The 18,078-nt window shown below is 60.4% G+C and carries 20 protein-coding genes; 13 read left to right on the top strand and 7 right to left on the bottom strand.

The genetic code is table 11. The annotated features are described in order from the left end of the window. The first annotated feature begins 70 nt into the window (after positions 1-70). From ACN50D_RS08135 to ACN50D_RS08125, 3 genes are all read left to right on the top strand, one after another. Entirely contained in the window at positions 71-643 is a 573-nt protein-coding gene (locus ACN50D_RS08135; protein ID WP_042451450.1) for a flavin reductase family protein, read from the top strand. After that, the gene (locus ACN50D_RS08130) at positions 636-1,262 is read left to right on the top strand and encodes a superoxide dismutase (protein WP_003940303.1); all 627 of its coding nucleotides are present in this window, start codon (positions 636-638) and stop codon (positions 1,260-1,262) included. The genes ACN50D_RS08135 and ACN50D_RS08130 overlap by 8 nt, the downstream gene beginning before the upstream one ends. 170 nt (positions 1,263-1,432) lie before the next feature. Then, complete coding sequence (locus tag ACN50D_RS08125) at positions 1,433-2,524, top strand: alpha/beta fold hydrolase (protein WP_064443765.1); 1,092 nt, start codon at positions 1,433-1,435, stop codon at positions 2,522-2,524. A gap of 1 nt (position 2,525) precedes the next feature. Here ACN50D_RS08125 and ACN50D_RS08120 read toward each other — a convergent pair whose 3' ends face one another. Beyond that, entirely contained in the window at positions 2,526-3,794 is a 1,269-nt protein-coding gene (locus ACN50D_RS08120; RefSeq protein WP_050654800.1) for a vWA domain-containing protein, read from the bottom strand. A 173-nt stretch (positions 3,795-3,967) separates the two neighbouring features. Here ACN50D_RS08120 and ACN50D_RS08115 point away from each other — a divergent pair, with 173 nt between their 5' ends. Continuing rightward, entirely contained in the window at positions 3,968-4,930 is a 963-nt protein-coding gene (locus ACN50D_RS08115; protein ID WP_064443764.1) for a sensor domain-containing diguanylate cyclase, read from the top strand. Between the two features lie 95 nt (positions 4,931-5,025). Here the strand turns inward: ACN50D_RS08115 and ACN50D_RS08110 are convergent, their stop codons facing one another. Then, a complete protein-coding gene (locus tag ACN50D_RS08110; protein WP_211920843.1) occupies positions 5,026-6,327 on the bottom strand; it encodes an HNH endonuclease signature motif containing protein in 1,302 nt (433 codons plus the stop codon). Positions 6,328-6,485: 158 nt separating this feature from the next. Here ACN50D_RS08110 and ACN50D_RS08105 point away from each other — a divergent pair, with 158 nt between their 5' ends. From ACN50D_RS08105 to ACN50D_RS08085, 5 genes are all read left to right on the top strand, one after another. Then, entirely contained in the window at positions 6,486-6,989 is a 504-nt protein-coding gene (locus ACN50D_RS08105) for a MarR family winged helix-turn-helix transcriptional regulator (protein ID WP_064443762.1), read from the top strand. Positions 6,990-7,000: 11 nt separating this feature from the next. Beyond that, positions 7,001-8,059, top strand: coding sequence for an LLM class flavin-dependent oxidoreductase (locus ACN50D_RS08100; RefSeq protein WP_054781093.1), 1,059 nt, complete (start codon positions 7,001-7,003; stop codon positions 8,057-8,059). 8 nt (positions 8,060-8,067) lie between these two features. Continuing rightward, positions 8,068-8,634, top strand: coding sequence for an FMN reductase (msuE, locus tag ACN50D_RS08095; protein WP_019745144.1), 567 nt, complete (start codon positions 8,068-8,070; stop codon positions 8,632-8,634). After that, positions 8,631-9,158, top strand: a complete 528-nt coding sequence (locus ACN50D_RS08090) for a hemerythrin domain-containing protein (protein ID WP_030535215.1) — start codon at positions 8,631-8,633, stop codon at positions 9,156-9,158. The genes msuE and ACN50D_RS08090 overlap by 4 nt, the downstream gene beginning before the upstream one ends. Before the next feature lie 73 nt (positions 9,159-9,231). Continuing rightward, positions 9,232-9,564, top strand: coding sequence for a CD225/dispanin family protein (locus ACN50D_RS08085; protein WP_047271108.1), 333 nt, complete (start codon positions 9,232-9,234; stop codon positions 9,562-9,564). Between the two features lie 33 nt (positions 9,565-9,597). On the opposite strand, the gene ACN50D_RS08080 is transcribed toward ACN50D_RS08085, so the two are convergent. Beyond that, on the bottom strand, positions 9,598-10,752 hold the full coding sequence (locus tag ACN50D_RS08080; protein WP_047271110.1) for an alpha/beta hydrolase: 1,155 nt from the start codon (positions 10,750-10,752) through the stop codon (positions 9,598-9,600). Positions 10,753-10,790: 38 nt separating this feature from the next. On the opposite strand from ACN50D_RS08080, the gene ACN50D_RS08075 reads away from it, so the two are divergent. After that, positions 10,791-11,249, top strand: coding sequence for a DUF5990 family protein (locus ACN50D_RS08075; RefSeq protein WP_042452701.1), 459 nt, complete (start codon positions 10,791-10,793; stop codon positions 11,247-11,249). A 76-nt stretch (positions 11,250-11,325) separates the two neighbouring features. Further along, positions 11,326-12,807: a flavin-containing monooxygenase gene (locus ACN50D_RS08070; protein WP_047271111.1), complete on the top strand. Its 1,482-nt coding sequence runs from the start codon at positions 11,326-11,328 to the stop codon at positions 12,805-12,807. A gap of 513 nt (positions 12,808-13,320) precedes the next feature. On the opposite strand, the gene ACN50D_RS08065 is transcribed toward ACN50D_RS08070, so the two are convergent. Both ACN50D_RS08065 and ACN50D_RS08060 read right to left on the bottom strand, forming a co-directional pair. Beyond that, the gene (locus tag ACN50D_RS08065) at positions 13,321-14,091 is read right to left on the bottom strand and encodes an ABC transporter permease (RefSeq protein WP_007731470.1); all 771 of its coding nucleotides are present in this window, start codon (positions 14,089-14,091) and stop codon (positions 13,321-13,323) included. Positions 14,092-14,141: 50 nt separating this feature from the next. Beyond that, positions 14,142-14,579 carry a GtrA family protein gene (locus ACN50D_RS08060; RefSeq protein WP_020908979.1) on the bottom strand — a complete coding sequence of 146 codons (438 nt, stop codon included), beginning with the start codon at positions 14,577-14,579 and terminating at the stop codon, positions 14,142-14,144. A 141-nt stretch (positions 14,580-14,720) separates the two neighbouring features. Here ACN50D_RS08060 and ACN50D_RS08055 point away from each other — a divergent pair, with 141 nt between their 5' ends. Then, positions 14,721-15,428: a TetR/AcrR family transcriptional regulator gene (locus ACN50D_RS08055; protein ID WP_007731468.1), complete on the top strand. Its 708-nt coding sequence runs from the start codon at positions 14,721-14,723 to the stop codon at positions 15,426-15,428. 49 nt (positions 15,429-15,477) lie between these two features. Here ACN50D_RS08055 and ACN50D_RS08050 read toward each other — a convergent pair whose 3' ends face one another. Beyond that, positions 15,478-16,974: an MFS transporter gene (locus ACN50D_RS08050; protein WP_003940566.1), complete on the bottom strand. Its 1,497-nt coding sequence runs from the start codon at positions 16,972-16,974 to the stop codon at positions 15,478-15,480. 99 nt (positions 16,975-17,073) lie between these two features. On the opposite strand from ACN50D_RS08050, the gene ACN50D_RS08045 reads away from it, so the two are divergent. Then, positions 17,074-17,733: a TetR/AcrR family transcriptional regulator gene (locus ACN50D_RS08045; protein ID WP_080712681.1), complete on the top strand. Its 660-nt coding sequence runs from the start codon at positions 17,074-17,076 to the stop codon at positions 17,731-17,733. Positions 17,734-17,742: 9 nt separating this feature from the next. On the opposite strand, the gene ACN50D_RS08040 is transcribed toward ACN50D_RS08045, so the two are convergent. After that, positions 17,743-17,946, bottom strand: a complete 204-nt coding sequence (locus tag ACN50D_RS08040) for a PspC domain-containing protein (RefSeq protein WP_003939828.1) — start codon at positions 17,944-17,946, stop codon at positions 17,743-17,745. Positions 17,947-18,078: the final 132 nt, after the last annotated feature.

Raw genomic sequence — 18,078 nt, 5'->3', positions numbered from 1 at the left:
AGGTTTTAACGTCGGTATTGCACAAGACAGTGCAACGGCAGCAAAACCCGAGACAGAAGAGGGGCGAGGAGTGACCACAAAACTGGTTGGCACCCAATCTGTTTCGGACGACTCTGTTGATGCGGAGCCGTCCATCCGAAACTCCTTCGTCGAGGCGTTCCGGAACCATCCCGCCGGCGTCTCGATCATCACCGCAACGGGCGATGACGGCCCGGCCGGCATCACGTCATCGTCGGTGATCTCGATCAGCGCCGATCCTGCAGTTCTGGCGTTTTCACTGCAGTCGTTGCGAGGCTCTGCGAGCGTCATCGCTTCCGCCCGCAGTTTTGTTGTTCACCTGGCAAATTCGGCGAACGAACGACTGGCTTCCACGTTCGCAACCCGCGGCGCTGTGCGCTTCGGAGACGATATGCCCTGGTCGTTTCTCTCGACGGGTGAACCGTTCCTACATGGGACAGGCCACGCCCTGCGTGCGGTTCCCTTGAATGCCACTACATGTGGCGCCGCAGTGATCGTCACTGCACGCGTCGTCGACGTCATCGATCCGCAGCACATGTCAGCGCCGCTCGTCTATCACAATCGAACCTATCGAAATCTCTCGACTCACAACATTTCCTCAAAGGAAGGCATGTCACATGACTGAATACGTTCTCCCCGAACTGGATTACGACTACGCCGCTCTCGAACCGCACATCTCCGGCGAGATCATGGAACTGCACCACAGCAAGCACCACGCCACGTACGTGGCGGGCGCCAACAGCGCAATCGAGCAGTTGGCTGCTGCGCGCGAAGACGGCACGATCACCGCGAAGGCGCCGCTGCTCAGCAAGAACCTCGCCTTCCACCTCGGCGGCCACACCAATCACTCCATCTTCTGGAAGAACCTCTCCCCCAACGGCGGTGAGCGGCCAGAGGGCGAGTTGGCAGCCGCAATCGACGAGCACTTCGGCACCTTCGACGCATTCGTCAACCACTTCTCCGCTGTAGCAACCACTTTGCAGGGGTCCGGCTGGGCGGTACTGGCCTACGACACGGTCGGGCAGCGCCTGGTCATCGAGCAGCTCACCGACCAGCAAGGCAACATCAGCATCGGTATCGTTCCGTTGCTCATGCTCGACATGTGGGAGCACGCTTTCTACCTGCAGTACAAGAACGTCAAGGCCGACTACGTGAAGGCCTACTGGAACGTCATCAACTGGGAAGACGTTGCACAGCGATACGCGACGGCCACAGCCTCGACCGGCTTGATCGTCCCCGCCTGATCGTCCCCACCCGATCACTGCCATATCACCCCGATCAGCCCAGCTCGGCACGGTGGCTCCGTTGCCGAGCTGGGTTTTTACACCCCCGAGATCGATGTATGTGAAGGCAGGTAACATACACCGAGCGCGGCTGACTCGGCCGTCCGCCGATTCGACTCCGAGGGGAACCAGTGCTCGATATCAGTGGTTTGATCGCGACGTGGCGTCCGACGCTGGACACCGCAGCACGCAATGCATGGGGACTCTCGTTCGGCGACGGTGTCGAGAAGACCGAACGCACCCCGTCCGTACTGATCAGCGAAGGTCCACACCGCGATCTGTATCGCTTCGGCGCATTGTGGAGGCCAAGAGGTAATCCGGTTCTCCTCGTACCGCCCCTCGCGGTTTCAGCCGACTGTTACGACCTTCGTGCGGGCCAAAGCCTCGCCGCGCACCTACTGGATGGGGCGAACACGCCCTACCTCCTCGACTACGGGACCATGCGGTACTCCGACCGCGGGATGGGTTTCGAGGCCTGGGTCGACGACATCATCCCGGAAGCGATCCGTACGATCTCGGACCTACATGACGGCGCACCGGTTTCGCTGATCGGGTGGAGCCTCGGCGGGACCATGTCTCTGCTCACGGGCTCCGCTCACTCCGACCTGCCGATCGCATCGATCACGGCAATCGGAACGCCAATCGATTACACGAAGATTCCCGCTATCAGCCCCTTGAGGCTGATCGGCAAATACACGGGCGACACCCCACTCACGTCCGCGACCAATCTTGTCGGCGGACTACCTGCTCCACTCGTTCAGGCGAGTTACAAGGTGACGGCGTTGCAGCGCGAAGTTCTCAAGCCATGGTTCATCATGCGCAACCTCCACAACACCGAGACACTGGCTCGCATGGAATCGATAGACAAGTTCATGGCAGCCATGCCTGGATACCCTGGCAAGGCTTTTCAGCAGATCTGCGAACAACTCATGCTCGGCAACAATCTCTACAACGACGCCGTCACGCTTGCCGGACGCGAGATCAAACTGTCAGCTCTGAGCGTTCCCGTTCTCGCGGTCGGCGGCACCACTGACGTGATTGCACCCATCGCTTCGGTGGAAGCGATCACGTCGGTCCTCACCGGAGCGCCGTCGGTCCGGTTCGAGAAGGCGCCGGGAAGTCACCTCGGGCTCGTTGCCGGCCCCACCGCGAGAGACTCCACCTGGGCGCACATCGACGAATTCTTGAAAGAGAATGCACTGCAGTTGGTTTCGACCAGCTAAATCACGGCGTTGTGATGCCCGCGGCTACAGCTGCCTTGTGCCAATCCGGGAATTCACTCAGCAAACGGGTGTACAACTGGGCGTCGTCGACGGTGTCGATGTCGTCCAGCGCGAAGAATCCGGCATTGTCGACCACCCTGCCGTCGAGGTCGTCGAGCTTCTCCAGCACTCCGTAGTTGGCCTTGCCGATTCCGACGAACTGCCAAAAGGCCGGGAGCCCAGACGCTTCGCGCATCAATTTCGTGATTTCCTTGCGCTCGCTGAAGCCACCGTCGGTGAAGAACAGGACGAGCGTCGGCGCCGAACCACGTGTCAGGCCGGAAAGAATCTCAGTCATGATCGGCACTTCACGATTTGCGGCGCCGATCTTGTCGTAGTTGAATCCGCCGTGCGAGCCGCGCAAGTGCAGGTAGGTATCCGACCACTCTTCCGCGTCATGGACAGAGATCTCGGGGAGTTTGACGAAGCTGACTGCATACAAGTACGGCTCCAGCTTGCCGTCGTCATCGAGTTGGATCGCAACGGGAATCATGCGTTCGACAACACGATGCACCACTCTGGTGCGGTACTGCTTGGCCATACTTCCGGTTTTGTCGATCACCAGGACCACCCGTGCCCGAATTCCGTTGCCACCCTTCGTCAGCAGGACCTTGGCCACTTCGCGCTTTCGGAGGTCCAGCTTCTCCCGCTTCACCATGGAGAGTTTGGCTTCGTCGGGCACGGTCCGAATGCCGTCTGTCGTTTCAGCAGAGCCGGCGGGTCGAGCCGGCGGTTCCTCGTCGACCGACACTCCGAATGCTGTTACCAGGTCCGCCAATCCGCTGTCCCAGCCAGCTGACACGTTTCGCAGCTTCCAGCCCGCGCCGCGGCGATAGATCTCGACGAGAACCGCTGCCCTCTCACTCGTCAACCCCAAAGCCTGAGCCACGATGGCGGTGGAACCAACCTGCTCCACCACGACACCAAGGCCCCCGACAGCAGACAGGGTTCCGTTTGCCGCCGCATCAAGTGCCACGGCAACACTCAGCTGATGGATGTCAGCGGGCAACCTCGCAATGTCGATTTCGATGACGCCGCCGGACTCCAAGCGCACCGCGCCTTCGGGTGAGACCGGCTGATTGAAGAAGACAAAATCTGCGTCGTCCCGTACTTTGTTCCGTTCGTCGAGCTGGAACACCATCAGGTCTACCGTGCCCGGGGCGCTACCGTTCACCGCCACCTTCAGCGAAGTTCCCTCAACGACTGTGTTCGCTCCACGCGCCAGCTCCATACCGGAAGATTAGCTGGCCACCAAAGAATCAACGGCCCCGCGGTCGGAAGAATCACAGCACACTTTCAGCAATCGCGAGGATTCTCGAGGCAGACTGTTCGTGGAAGATATGTCGCACGCGGGACCAAGAGCCTGAACATCGACAGAATCCTAGGGTCGATCAGGAGGTCAAAATGCCGCACGGCCAGACGCGCACCATCCCGATGTTGCCACTCTTGCCACCTCTGACGAATTTCGACGACGCAAGTCGCTCGGTCGTGTCCTACCTCGACGAATATCTTCCGCTGGCACTGTGGTCGATCACGCGGTTCGACGGGTCCAATCAAATCTTTCTCACCGTCTCACCCAACCCACTTCACATCGAAGTCGGCGAGACCCGGGCTTGGCCAAACACCATGTGCAGCGGGGTGGTACTCGGAAATGCGCCGCCAGTCTCATCGAATCGCGCGCTCGTGCGCGCACTGTCCCGTGATGGCAGGTGGGAAGGCATTGGCGCATACCTCAGCATCCCAATCCTCCACAACGACGGCAGTCTCTTCGGCACTCTGTGTGGCGCCGACCCGAGTGCGGGCGACTCCGCACTCGAGGACAACCTGGCCCTCCTCAATCTCCTGTGCCGACTTCTCGGAACCATTCTCGATGTCGACTATCAGCGCGCGCAGTCAGTCCGACTGGCCGAAACTGCGCAACTCGATGCCGAGACCGACCCGTTGACAGGTCTTCTCAATCGGCGCGGGTGGAATCGCATCCTCGAGGCCGAGCAAACTCGGTACCGCCAATTCGCCGATCCGGGAGCTATCATCATCGTCGATCTGGACGGCATGAAGACCATCAACGACGAACTCGGCCACGCCGCGGGCGACGAATACGTTCAAAGGGCCGGCAAGATCTTGGCAGCGTGCGCGCACCCTGGTGCGGTGGTTTCACGGTTGGGCGGAGACGAGTTCGGAATCGCTCTGCCCGATACACAGCCGCGCGCCGTCGACTACCTGCTCGAGTGTTTGGAGAAGGCGTTCCGGAATGCCGACGTCTGTTGTTCGATCGGTCGAGCCGACTTTTCCATGACCCAAAGCCTTTCCGAGACTTGGGATACGGCCGATGCGGAGATGTACCGCCACAAGCGCTCGAAGCACTGATTCGACTCCTCCACGGCCGGTTGGCACCGCATCGGAGGATCCCTTCGATGCGGTGCTCGGTCCGTGTTCTGTTGTCGCCAAAGAGGTTTGACCTCTCAGGTTTTGAAGGTGGTGTTCGCCGGCCTGGGTTGCTGTCCGGGGTCGATCGAGGGCGGCGGGATGAAACAGGGTTTGTTGTCGGCGCCGATTCGGATTTCCCATTTGCCGACGAACCCTGATTTCCGGTGCATCAGTCGGTGATGTGAACGGCACAGCAGGACCAGGTTGTTCATCACCGTCGGCCCGCCGTTCGCCCAGTGCCGGATATGGTGCGCATCGGTCCAGGCGGGCACGCATGTGCAGCCCGGGAACGCGCAGCCTCTGTCGCGGGCAATCAACGCAGTCCGTTGTTCGGCGGTGACCAGCCTCTTTCCTGGTTGCGCATCCAAGGGCGCGCCGTGATCATCGAGCAGCACCGTGGACAGGAAACAATCGCACCCAAGGAGTCTGGTCTGCGAGACCGAGAGCGGCCCCAGCCACGGCATGTGCCCGACATCAAGATCAGACACAGCCACTCCACCACCATCAGTTGGTGTGGCGGCGCAGTCCCGATGCTCCGCCAGATCGCGGGCGTTGATGTGCACGTTCACGTGCGGCCGCTGACCGCCGTCGGTTCCGGTCTTGGCGCAGTCGAGATAGCGGCGGATCAGTTCGGTGAACCCGTCCGCGGTCCGCTTCGCTGCCGACCGAGAATCCGGGGTTCCATCCGGTGCCGGGGTGGGCATCGTCAAATTCGACAGGGCCGACAGCAGCATTTCTCCGGTGAGGGCGTCGAAATCACCACGCACCACCACCCGACCGTTCAACGTCGACGCGATCCGCAACTCATTCCGATCCACATCCTCGGCGGGCGGAATCTCATCCGATTCGAAAATGCGCTCTAACGTCGCGATCACGTTCCGCACTTTCGTGGTTGTCGCTTCCACTCCGGACGCGGCAGCCAACAACAAATCGATACAGCGAGGGAGCGCTTCCTCCGGCATGCCCTTCGGTGGTGACTCACAGAACGCCACGATCAACACGGCATGATCGAACGAGCAATCCCCGCCATCGAACCGAGCAGCCACCGCCGGAAACGGCCGCAACGCCGCACCCAACGCGGCGATCTTCTTCCCGTCCCGAACCTGCAGCATCGTGTTAGCCGCCAACCAGGACTCCACACCGCGGCTGGCAATCACCTGATCATCCGGGCGCAACGACAACTCGTCCACCACAGCCACACGCACAGCTTCGAGGCGCAGAATCTCCGCACTCGCCTCGACAGCAGCAGCGCGCAACTCAGCAGCAGACAACTGCCACAGACGTCCGCGTAACCCCACCGCAGAACCAGACACCACATCCGACAACAAGACACTCATTGAATCCCCCGATCCCCTCCCCAAATCATACTCGAACATGCGTTCGAGTCAATACCTCACTACCAGCGCAAATAAGAGCAGGGAATAGTTCGACGGTCGCACGCGTATTATTTGAGTAAGCAATACTTGCGGTCGCAAATAAATGGAGGGCGTCACCGATGACAACTGATGAACACGTACGTGGTCGTGTGTGGCGCGACCTCGTCGTCTCCCACAGCGTCATCCTCGGCAAGATGGAGGCGGACCTTCGAACCACCACCGGACTCACCCTTGGCCAGTACGACGTTCTGCTCCGACTGCACCAAGCTCCGGGAAACACGATCCGAATGGGCGATCTGGCCGAACTGGTCCTGGTCACCACCAGTGGCGTGACGCGCGTCGTCGATCGATTGGTCGAGGCCGGATTAGTGGAGCGCGTTAGACCGGACAACGATCGACGCGTCGTGACGGTATCGATGACGCCTGCAGGCAAGAAGACGCTTCGAAAAGCGTCCGCCATACACACGCGAGGGATCGCCGAATATTTCTCCGATCTCATTGAAACCGAGGAGCTTCCGGTACTCGAACGCTTCTCCTCCCGACTTGCCACACATCACACCAATCAAGGCGGCGCATGCGATGCGCACGTAGGACAGCTTTCCATCACCCCCACGAACAGATAGCGAGAAACAACATGGCTTTCGAATTGGGCGTCTACCATTTCGGTGAACTCACCCCAGATCCCACTACCGGCGCGATGATGAATCCCGGTGTCCACCTTCGCCATTTGGTGGAGCAGGCAACCGTTGCCGATCAGGTTGGACTCGATGTCTTCGGCGTCGGCGAGCACCATCGCACCGACTTCGCAGTCTCAGCCCCGGCAGTTGTGCTCGCGGCAATGGCTCAAGCTACCGACAACATCAAGCTGTCCAGCGCCGTAACTGTACTCAGTTCCGACGATCCCGTCCGTGTGTTCCAACAGTTCGCGACAGTCGACCTGCTTTCCGAAGGCCGTGCCGAGATCATTGCCGGCCGAGGTTCGTACACGGAGTCATTTCCGCTCTTCGGGTACGACTTGTCCCAGTACAACGAACTCTTCGCCGAAAAGCTTGATCTACTACTGAAACTGCGCGACGAGAACCCGATCAACTGGGAAGGACAACTTCGCCCACCACTGATCGACGGTGACGTGACGCCCCGCCCGGACCGTCAGATTCCGGTGTGGATCGCAGTCGGAGGTACTCCGGCCTCTGTCGTCCGTGCCGCGAAACTGGGCCTGCCCCTCTCACTGGCCATCATCGGTGGAAGTTACCAACAGTTCGAACCGTTCGTCGATCTATACCGCAGGGCTGCAGCGGAGTTCGGACACGATCCGAAGAAACTGGCTGTCTCGATTGCTTCGCCAGGATTTGTCGATACCTCGAAGCAAACAGCACTCGACACGTCGTACCCGTACTTCCAGGCCGGGTGGATGCAGAATCATCATCAGCGCGGAAACGGAGTTCCCATGCCGCGCAGGGCATATGAAGCGCAGGCAACCACCGCGGGTGCGTTCTTCCTCGGCGGCCCGCAGGAAATCATCGACAAGACGATGGCGCAGTACGAACTGTTCCATCATGACCGCATCATGATCCAGATGGGGTTCGGCAACGTGCCACAGAAGGACATGCTGCGTGCGATCGAGATCCTCGGCACCGAAGTAGCCCCCGTTGTGCGTAAGGAAATCGAATCACTGAAGTCGTCCCAAAAATAGGAGTTTCGATGAGCACACCGCTCAAAATTGTTGCCGTTGTCGGCAACCTTCAAAAACCCTCCAAGACTCGCGCCCTCGTCGACCTGATCGTCGAAACCTTGGGAGACTTCGAGCAGATCGACACACGAGTTTTCGAAATCGTGGATCTGATTCCAGGTCTTGCATCTGCTCTGGATCGCGATCACGTCGACTCAGTGACCGCCGAAGCGCTGGCAGCAGTCGAGTCCGCCGATATCGTCATCGCGGCGTCACCGGTGTTCCGAGGCTCGTACACGGGAATGTTCAAGCATTTCTTCGATCTCGTGGACCAGTACGCGCTTGCCAACACTCCGGTGATTCTTGCTGCGACAGGTGGCAGCGACCGCCACGCTCTCGTGTTGGACCATGCCCTGCGTCCACTGTTCGCTTTCTTCCAAGCGCTGACCGCTCCGGTCGGGATCTATCTCAGCTCAGGTGATTTCGACGGAACGACTATCCTCAACCCCGAGGTATTCGAGCGTATCGAGATGGCAGCAAAGGACGTCCTGCCGGTAGCGAGGATGCTCGCGGAGCGGGATCGAGTTGCGCTGACGTGAACACCCCTCATTCGCACAACACGGCAACAGTTGCCGGTCTGAGGATGATCGAACAGCTACGTCAGGTTCACGAACCTCTGCGAGCCGATATCGAGGTACTCGAGAATGCCCTGCAACTGTTTTCGGACGAAACCGCCGATCTGACTCGGATACCCGAGATGATCGACAATCTGACGATCGCGGATTTCGTCTGGCAACTACGGGTCAACTGCGACTTCTACTGCAACACGCTGACTCTGCACCACACCATCGAAGATCAACGAATGTTCCCGGTAATGACCAGGAACTTTCCCGAGTTGGCCCCTGCGGTCGAACGACTGCAGGCAGAACACAAGCTTGTCGGGGAGATCGTGTCGGAAGCCAAGCGTGCGTCGCTCGCGCTGAGCACCGAATCCTCCACGGTCAATCGGGCACACGCCGCAATCTCCGAATTGGCGGATCATATGCAGTCGCACCTCGATTTCGAGGAGGCCACACTCTTTCCGTACTTCCGACGGATGGATCGCGACTGGCATTACGGCTGATCGCGCACACTCAGTGATTCTTCAGCTCCATCGCAGTAGCGTCGAAAGGGCCACCTCATGTCAGGAGCCCCCCATGACCACCCCGGATCAACCCACTGTCCAGCAATCCGTTCCTCAGCACCCGATTCGACCACCCGTCAATGCGGGCTGGGCAGTGGTCTCGCTGCTGTTCTTCTGGCCGCTTTCCTTCTCCGCTTTCACGCACGCCTTCAACGTGTATCCGCTGTGGGCTGACGGCGATATGGCCGGGTCGCGGTATGCGTCCGATCGAGTGAAACGGCTCGGTCAGATCTCGCTGTGGATCGCAGGCGGCCTACTACTCCTGGTCTGCATCCTGTACGCGATTGCGGCAATCGTGTGGTTCGCCAACGGTGGCCACGATTACGGTCCGCGGCGTATGCGCTGAACAGCCACCCTGGACAACCACACCACCAGGACATCACCTCATCAATCGATCGACGAACTCCATGGTCTGGTCCATCGAAGCGACCGTCGTTTGACCGTGGCTGATTCCGGCGAGTTCTTGATACTCGAACTGCGTTCCCCGCGAACGCATGTCGACCAGTTGCGCCCAGGTAAGGGCGACAGGAACCGTTGTGTCCGACACGCTCTGCACCACGCGCAGTGGACGGTCGTAGCCGTCGACCGGCACCTGCATCATCTCGCGAAACAGATCGTGGAAGCGTGGCGTCCATACCGACCGAGAAAACAACGAGCTCAATTGGATTCGTTCGGCGCGAATGTGGCGGCCGAGATCTCCGGCGCACAGTGTCCGAGCCTTTTCCATCCACTCGATCCCCTGCGGCGAGAGAACCTCGCGAATGTTCTCTTCGGGTCGTTGATCGTCGATCCCGGCCAGAACGTACAGCGCGTATCCCACCAGCCCGGTGATGCCGAAGTCGGGAAACAGCGGTCCGCCCAACGGAAACAGCCCTTCCATGTGTGTGGGGCCGGCAACAACGACCGAGCCGCGGAAATCCAATTCCGGTGCACGAGTGGTGGCCTCGTGTCCCGCGAAGTACGCCGCATGACCACCTTCGGACAAACCCGCGACCATCCACCGCGGACTCAGCACATTGCCGTACAACTCGTGCGCGGCCCGCACGATGTCGACGGCATTCGCCCCGGCGGCATGTCCGTCGAGATAGGCCAGCACCCCGTCGGTACCAACTCCCGAGTAGTCGGTAGCGACCACCGCGTACCCCTGCTCCAACCAGCGTTCGATCGGTTCGATCTCGCCCGGACCGAATCCGGTCGACGAGGGTGCACACTGATCCGCACTGCCCAAAGTTCCGTGGGCATAGGAGATGACGGGCCAACCGCCCGCCGGTGGGGCGCCTTCCGGCAGAAACACGGACCCTGACGACTCTCCCCATCTGTCAGCGGTACGCAGAGTTCGATAGACGACCCGCTGCGTCTCACCGGCGCCGACCGGAAACACTGCGGCCGAGAGTTCGCCATAGGACTCCAGCGCGCCCGCGACTTCCGGTTCGTCCGCCGTCGCCACTGCAACACCTGACCCCCACCCGAGACCCGACAACAGAATGCTCGCCACCACGGCCGCAACAGAGGTTCTACCCGAACGACTCACCACGCCAACCCCTCCCGACCTATGCAGAGCATGATGTCGATATGCAGATCATCATCACCGGTCACAGCCTGCCCGGACGTGAGTGTTCCGAAACCGCAACCTTCGAAGAGCGCAGCAACATCCACGTCGGCGTTCAGCGCCGAGGCAAGCCACACGAAATCCTCGACCTCGTACCGGGAGATACCGAGACAGTGCGATGGGAACTGACAGCGAGTCTGGAGCGAAAGTCCGGTGCCTGGGACTTACTCGGTCCATACATCCAGGGTCCACCTCGCGGACGCTTCATCTACCTGTCCTGGGTGACGGTATCCGATGACCAGACGTTCGAGATGTTTCGGCGCGCAAAGCTGATGCTCGACGCGATCCCCGAGCACATCGCCGAGGAGGCCGACGCTTCCGGCATGCTCCACGGAGACCTCGGCCTCACCGACGCCGCAGGTAAACCACTGTGTGCGGCTATCCGACCGCCGACGATCACATGGTCATCCTCGCCTTACTGAGCATCGTTCAGTAGTGTGGAGATCGAACACTTAGTCTGCCCGGTGGCCCCACACGATCGATACGGAGTCCGAACTGATGAGCACCGAACACCTCGATGTCCTGATCGTCGGCGCCGGCTTGTCCGGCATCGGTGCTGCGTATCGACTCCAGACCGAGCTTCCCGGCAAGTCGTACGCAATCCTCGAGGCCCGTGCGAACAGTGGCGGAACCTGGGACCTCTTCAAATACCCTGGCATCCGATCGGATTCCGACATGTTCACGCTCGGCTACCCGTTTCGGCCGTGGACAGATGCCAAAGCAATCGCCGACGGTGATTCGATCCTCCGGTACGTGCGCGACACCGCGCGAGAGAACGGGATCGACAAGAAGATTCGGTACAACCGGAAGGTGACGGCCGCATCATGGTCGTCAGCTGACTCGACGTGGACGGTCACTGTCACGACCGGTGACGAAGATGAAACCCTGACCTGCAACTTCCTCTATCTCTGCAGCGGTTACTACAGCTACGAAGGCGGATACACCCCCGACTTCCCTGGACGTGAATCATTCAGCGGCGACGTAGTGCACCCGCAGTTCTGGCCCGAGGATCTCGATTACTCCGACAAGAAGATCGTTGTGATCGGAAGCGGCGCCACCGCAGTCACTTTGGTCCCCACGATGTCGCGCGACGCGAGCCATGTCACCATGCTCCAGCGATCACCGACATACATTCTGGCTCTGCCGTCCAGCGACAAGGTATCGGACACCATCCGCGCAGTATTGCCGAATCAACTCGCGCACAGCATCGCTCGATGGAAGAGCATCGTAGTGAACCTGAGTTTCTATCAACTGTGCCGGCGCAGTCCAGCGCGTGCAAAGCGGTTGCTGAACCTCGCGATCAGTCGCCAACTCCCGGAAGAGATCCCACTCGATCCTCACTTCACACCCACCTACGATCCCTGGGATCAACGCTTGTGCGTCGTACCGGACGGCGATTTGTTCAAAGCCCTCCGATCCGGCAAGGCCTCGATCGAGACCGATCGCATCGACACTTTCACCGAGACCGGAATTCGTCTCGCGTCAGGTCGCGAACTCGAAGCTGACATCATCGTCACTGCAACAGGATTGAAGATGGAAGCGTGCGGCGGGATGTCGATCGAAGTGGACGGCGAACCCGTCACCCTCGGTGATCGTTACGTCTACAAGGGCATGATGATCAGCGACGTACCGAACTTCGCGATGTGCGTCGGCTACACCAACGCCTCGTGGACTCTGCGAGCAGATCTCACGTCGATGTACGTCTGCCGACTGCTGACGGAGATGGACAAGCGCGGCTATTCGAAGTGCGTGCCGCACGCGAGCGAAGAGATGGACCAGCGGCCGATCCTGGACCTGGCGTCGGGGTACGTCATGCGTGCTGTGGAACAGTTCCCGAAGCAGGGATCGAAGTCACCGTGGAACATGCGTCAGAACTACATCCTTGATCGTCTTCACTCGACGTTCGGGAGCATCAACGACCACATGACGTTCTCGAAGGCGCCAGCTCGACATTCGACACCGGTACCGAGCAAGAGTTGAGCGGACCACGAACAACCAGGTAGAGCAATCGGGCGAAGCCACCAATCGATCCGACGACAAAGAACACACCCGAACCTGCGACTACTGCACAGAGCGCACCGAGAACGATGATCGCCGACGCCTCTACCATTCGACCGGCGGACTCCGATCCGAGAACGTGTATTTCATCAACTCCTTCGTCCATAAAACTATTTTCAGCCAACCGTCCAGCCGGTTTGTAGGGACTTTAGTCGCGAGTCGGATCAAAATGGACTCATAATTGCAGGTCAAGCGTTCAGTTGGCCATTCCGGCCGGATGATCTCCAGTCCGTTCCATTGTGATGGTCGGCAACAGAGTGCTGGTCGAATACATGGACGATTCACGAATCGACACGGTCGTATCAAATCTCCGTGCCTCTTTACCCACTCTTGCGCAGGGTATGGCCTAGCGGCGTGACCAGTGAAGCATCGGTAGGGCAATGATCACCCTCGCGGCAAACAATCTTCCCGAGCGCGTCCTTCGCAGCGACAAGATCAACGAACTCGCGCAGGCCTGACAGCTTGACCTCGAAAGACGAAACCGCGGGCGACGAGTTCCAACGCCACGGCCACCGAGCAGGTTTGTGCCAACAACAACCCTGCCAATACAAGAATTTGCACAGCACCGGCCTGAACGGCCGATCCCGTCGCGAGCAACACACCGACAAAGGCTCCGGGCAATGTCACGAGGCCGACGGTGCGCGTCTGGTCGACTCCAGGCAGCAGAGCATCGGAGGCAGCGGTGCGGGCTACCTCCCACCGCGCATCTCGTTGGGAAAATCCAAGGCTCAGTGCTGCTTCCACTTCCCCGTATCGGTCGTCGACGGCGTCGAGTCCGCGTTTGGCTGCCATCGATGTTGCAGTCATCGCGCCACCCAGAACAATGCCGCCGATCGGCACCAGAGCGACGCCTTGCAGCGGAACCACTCCGGACAGCAGCATCAGTGGCAGAACCACACCGATTCCCGACGCCAACGCGATGGTCAGCCAAACTCCGGACGTCCCCGCGTTCGAGCGTCGTGCCGCGGTGAAAGACGCCGCAACGAACATGCCGGCGAGCACGAGGAGCGCCGACCAGATGTGGGCCAAGGCGGCGGCAAGGATCAACGAAATCGCAGCCAGCTGAAGAGCGCCACGAGCGAGGGCACCGGGGACCACCCGAACGCTACCGAGATAGGTGAATCGGTAGACGAGCGTGGCGACAAGTGCCATGACGATGCAGAGCACAGCCAGACGGATGCCGGAGTCGGCTATCGAAAGGCTCATGGGTCTCAGTGTTCCCTACGAGCCGAGTCCGATCCGAATTCGAGAACCGCTCAGAACACCCAACCGCGAAGGGCGACGAATCGCAGGCCACCGACAATTCCGCTCACGGCGATCACAAGCCCGGCTTGAAGAAGCCCGTCGGCGCCTGGGAGAAGGAAGCCGAGCGCACTGATGGCGGCAGAACTGGCGATCAACCCGACCAGTGCGAGTCCACCGCCTTCCCACTGCGCGGTGAACCAGTTGACGCGATCCGCGGCGTGGAAGGTGAGCCGGCGATGCAGCTCATTGGCCAGAATGGTGCTCAAGACCGCACCAACTGCGTTGGCGACCAGCGCTCCGTCACCGCGCAGCGCCAGAAAAGCGGCAAAGTACAAGATGTTGCTGGCTCCGCCGACGAGGGCAAAACGAACGAGCTGAGCAAAGGCGCCGTCGCCGGCAAGGGCGCGAAGCCTCGTTGCCGCGAAACCTGCACTCCGCGTACCCACCATCGAGATCGGATTGCTCCCGACCCAGATGTCAGACGTGCTCATATCGGCTTCTCTCATACGGACAATCGGAACCACACGTTCCGCTTAGTAATATAGCACTAACGGAATCGATCATTCCGCTTAGTGCCGTAGACTGTGAGGATGCCGACAACACACCCCGACGCTTCTCATGCGGGGACCTCGGCCGACTGCTCACAGCCGCGCCTTCGGTCCGACGCCAAGGCCAACCTCGAGCGCATCCTCAACTCCGCTCGCGAGGTGTTCGCTGCCCAAGGACTCGACGCCACGCTGGCGGACGTCGCGAAGCACGCCGGCGTCGGCGTCGGCACCGTCTATCGCCGGTTCGCCAGCAAGGACGAACTGATCCAGGCACTGTTCGACACGCGGTGTTCCGAGATCGAAACGATCGCCGCCACCGCCCGAGAGATGCCCGACGCCTGGGAAGGTCTTGTCTACTTTCTCGACGTGATCTCTCTGCGCATGGCAGACAACCGCGGATTCGGCGATCTCCTGATGGACGGACGCTTCACGTCCGACACCTTCGCTCGCGCGCGCGCCGGGATCGCTCGACACACCGCGGTACTTGTCAATCGAGCCAAGGAACAGGGCACCCTGCGCAGCGACTTCGAAGTCAACGACATTCCGCTTCTCATGCAGGTCGTCAAGATGGCCCAGAAGTTCGGTGGCGACGAGGCCCCTCAGGCTTACCGCCGCGCACTCGGGTTCATGATCGACGGACTCTGCGCGTCCCGCACCGACCATCGGGAACTGCCCGTGCCGGCGCTGTCCTCCGAGCAACTCGATCACGTCCTTCATCGGTTTCAGGCAACGCCCGGGAAGAACTGCTGAGTCGATTTCGGGGTCGACGCCATTGCGGCGTCGACCCCGAAATTTGCTGTCAGTGGGCGATTACCGGTTCACCTTCCGGCGAATCCGGAAGCAGTCCACTCCGAAGAACCAGTCCGGTCAAGACCGCACCGACCGCGAATATGCCTGCGGCCCAATAGAACGTCGTGGTGTAACTCTCGACGGCGGCCTGCGCCTGAGTCAGCGGATTCATCTCGCGGCCCACCAGGTAGTTGGTGGAAGCCGAGGCGGCAATCGTGCTGAGCAGTGCAGTTCCGATCGAGCCGCCCACCTGCTGCATCGTGTTGACCGTGGCAGATGCGACGCCGGCATCTTCGTGATGCACGCCTGAAGTTGCTCCCTGCATCGACGGGGCGAAAATGCTGCCCATGCCGAGTCCGGTGACGACGAGCCCCGGCAGAATGTGTACTGCATAGGTGCTGTCCACGGAAATCTGGGCCAGCAGCGTCATTCCGATCGCCGCGATGACCATTCCGCTCACGATCAGCACTCGCGGACCGACGCGCGGCAGCAAAACCGCTGTCGAAAGCGTTGCCGCTGTCACGATTCCGAACACCATCGGCATGAATGCGAGGCCGGTCATGATCGGGCTGTACCCGAGGATCAGCTGCATGTAGTACGTCAGGAACAGGAAGACTGCGAACATGCCTGCGCCGGAAAGGAAGATCGCCAGGTACGAGCCAGCCCGGATTCGGTCGAGGACCACCCGCAGCGGAAGAAGTGGGTGCTCGGACTTGGTCTGCCAGTAGATGAACGCCGCCATGAACACGACGCCGGCAACGAGCCACGAGATAGTGGGAGTTGCACTCCACCCGTCCGACTCGGCCTTCGAGAATCCGAAGACGATGCTGAACAAGCTGATCGACACCAGGATCGTTCCGGGGATGTCGAGTTTGGGTCGCGAGTCACTGGTGTGCGGCGCGAGCAACAGGACTGCTCCGACCAGGGCGATCGCCGCGAAGAAGAGATTTACGAAGAGGCACCAGCGCCAGTCGACCCACTCGGTGAGTGCGCCGCCGAGCAGCAGTCCGATGGCGCCACCACCGCCGGCAACGGCACCGAAGATACCGAACGCCTTGGCACGCTCACCTGGATCCGTGAATGTCACGGACAGCAGCGACAGGGCTGCCGGGGCAAGGAGCGCACCGAATACGCCTTGGCCGGCACGAGCGGCAACAAGCATTTCGAAGTTGACGGCTGCGCCACCGATGGCGGAAGCGACTGCGAAGCCGATCAGGCCGACGATGAAAGTTCGCCTGCGCCCGAACAAGTCGCTCAATCGACCGCCGAGTAGCAGCAAACTGCCGAACGCCAATGCGTATGCCGTGATGATCCACTGGCGGTCCGAATCACCGAACTCCAGTGAGCGCTGCGCAGCAGGCAGCGCGATGTTGACGATGGTGGCATCCAAGACCACCATCAGCTGCGCAATTCCCAGAACCGCGAGAACCAGCCACCGCTTTGCGTGGTTGTCCCCTGAAGGCGCTGAGGACTGCTCGAATTCAGTCCGTTCAGCAATGTCTGACATAGTCCCTCGCCCAACCTATGCGGAGATGACTTCTCCGGTTAGCAAAAACGCTACACGAAAACGGAGAGGCTGTCTCCACTTGGCGGGTAGAGTGGGGACATGAGTACCGCAATGGAGCGCCCCCTTCGCGCCGATGCTGCACGTAATCGGCAGTTGATCATCGACGCCGCACGTGAATTGTTCGCCGAAGAAGGGATCGACGTCACACTCGACGACGTCGCCCGGCGCGCGGGGGTCGGCGTCGGAACGGTCTATCGGCGGTTCGCCAGCAAAGAAGAATTGATCGACGGAGTCTTCCAGCAGAACTTCGCCGACATGGCAGCGGCCGCGGACGCGTCACTTGCCAATCCGGATCCGTGGGACGGACTTGTCACCTTTGCCGAATTCGCCTGCAGCCGTATGTCGGTCAACCGCGGACTCAAAGACGTCCTGAACGGAACCGACGAGGGATGCGAGCAAGTCGCATGCCAACGATCCATCATCGAACCGTCGGTCGAGAGGATCTTCTACCGGGCCCAGGAGGCCGGGATGCTGCGCACCGACGCCGTACCGACGGACCTGTTCGGCCTCATCTTCATGGTGGGCGCAGTCACCGAATTTGCTCAGCCCGTCAACCCGACCGTGTGGCGTCGATACCTCTCGGTAATGCTCGACGGCCTACGCACGGAGGGCTTGCACCGTGACGCACTGCCCCTTCCTCCACTGAGTTCGGAGGAATTGCACGAGGCCAAGCAATGCCTGAAAGACCGCCGCCGTTGAGCGGTTCGGTCAGATCTGCTCACGAGGAATGAAAATCCACATCACGATGTAGATCAGAAACTGCGGGCCGGGCAGCAGGCACGAGAGTACGAACAGCAAGCGGACAGTCGACGACTTCCAACCGAAGTACCGAGCGATTCCGGCGCACACCCCACCGAACATTGCTCCCGAGCGGGCGCGGGTGAGCTTGCGGGTATTCATCGGGGAGGTCATGTGTTGTTTCCTTTCAACGGAACTCGCGGTTCATCCGCGTCGACCTCCACTATCCGCTGCCGATCCACCTGTGCGCATCAGGCCATGGACCCATCTTTTCCGACGCGGTGTGTCCTCAGGTACGAGTCCGTC

It is taken from the genome of Rhodococcus sp. SB1D (genome assembly GCF_048573875.1).
Taxonomy (GTDB): Bacteria; Actinomycetota; Actinomycetes; order Mycobacteriales; family Mycobacteriaceae; genus Rhodococcus_F; species Rhodococcus_F qingshengii.
This window is presented reverse-complemented; position numbering and strand designations above follow the sequence as displayed.

Bases quoted from the DNA above. Each gene is read 5' to 3' on its own strand.
- ACN50D_RS08120 (WP_050654800.1), bottom strand. From the start codon at position 3,794: ATGGAGCTGGCGCGTGGAGCGAACACAGTCGTTGAGGGAACTTCGCTG.
- ACN50D_RS08040 (WP_003939828.1), bottom strand. From the start codon at position 17,946: ATGACCTCCCCGATGAATACCCGCAAGCTCACCCGCGCCCGCTCGGGA.
- ACN50D_RS08105 (WP_064443762.1), top strand. From the start codon at position 6,486: ATGACAACTGATGAACACGTACGTGGTCGTGTGTGGCGCGACCTCGTC.
- ACN50D_RS08045 (WP_080712681.1), top strand. From the start codon at position 17,074: ATGAGTACCGCAATGGAGCGCCCCCTTCGCGCCGATGCTGCACGTAAT.
- ACN50D_RS08100 (WP_054781093.1), top strand. From the start codon at position 7,001: ATGGCTTTCGAATTGGGCGTCTACCATTTCGGTGAACTCACCCCAGAT.
- ACN50D_RS08130 (WP_003940303.1), top strand. From the start codon at position 636: ATGACTGAATACGTTCTCCCCGAACTGGATTACGACTACGCCGCTCTC.
- ACN50D_RS08070 (WP_047271111.1), top strand. From the start codon at position 11,326: ATGAGCACCGAACACCTCGATGTCCTGATCGTCGGCGCCGGCTTGTCC.
- ACN50D_RS08075 (WP_042452701.1), top strand. From the start codon at position 10,791: ATGCAGATCATCATCACCGGTCACAGCCTGCCCGGACGTGAGTGTTCC.
- ACN50D_RS08060 (WP_020908979.1), bottom strand. From the start codon at position 14,579: ATGGTGGGTACGCGGAGTGCAGGTTTCGCGGCAACGAGGCTTCGCGCC.
- ACN50D_RS08085 (WP_047271108.1), top strand. From the start codon at position 9,232: ATGACCACCCCGGATCAACCCACTGTCCAGCAATCCGTTCCTCAGCAC.
- msuE (WP_019745144.1), top strand. From the start codon at position 8,068: ATGAGCACACCGCTCAAAATTGTTGCCGTTGTCGGCAACCTTCAAAAA.
- ACN50D_RS08055 (WP_007731468.1), top strand. From the start codon at position 14,721: ATGCCGACAACACACCCCGACGCTTCTCATGCGGGGACCTCGGCCGAC.
- ACN50D_RS08110 (WP_211920843.1), bottom strand. From the start codon at position 6,327: ATGAGTGTCTTGTTGTCGGATGTGGTGTCTGGTTCTGCGGTGGGGTTA.
- ACN50D_RS08115 (WP_064443764.1), top strand. From the start codon at position 3,968: ATGCCGCACGGCCAGACGCGCACCATCCCGATGTTGCCACTCTTGCCA.
- ACN50D_RS08050 (WP_003940566.1), bottom strand. From the start codon at position 16,974: ATGTCAGACATTGCTGAACGGACTGAATTCGAGCAGTCCTCAGCGCCT.
- ACN50D_RS08065 (WP_007731470.1), bottom strand. From the start codon at position 14,091: ATGAGCCTTTCGATAGCCGACTCCGGCATCCGTCTGGCTGTGCTCTGC.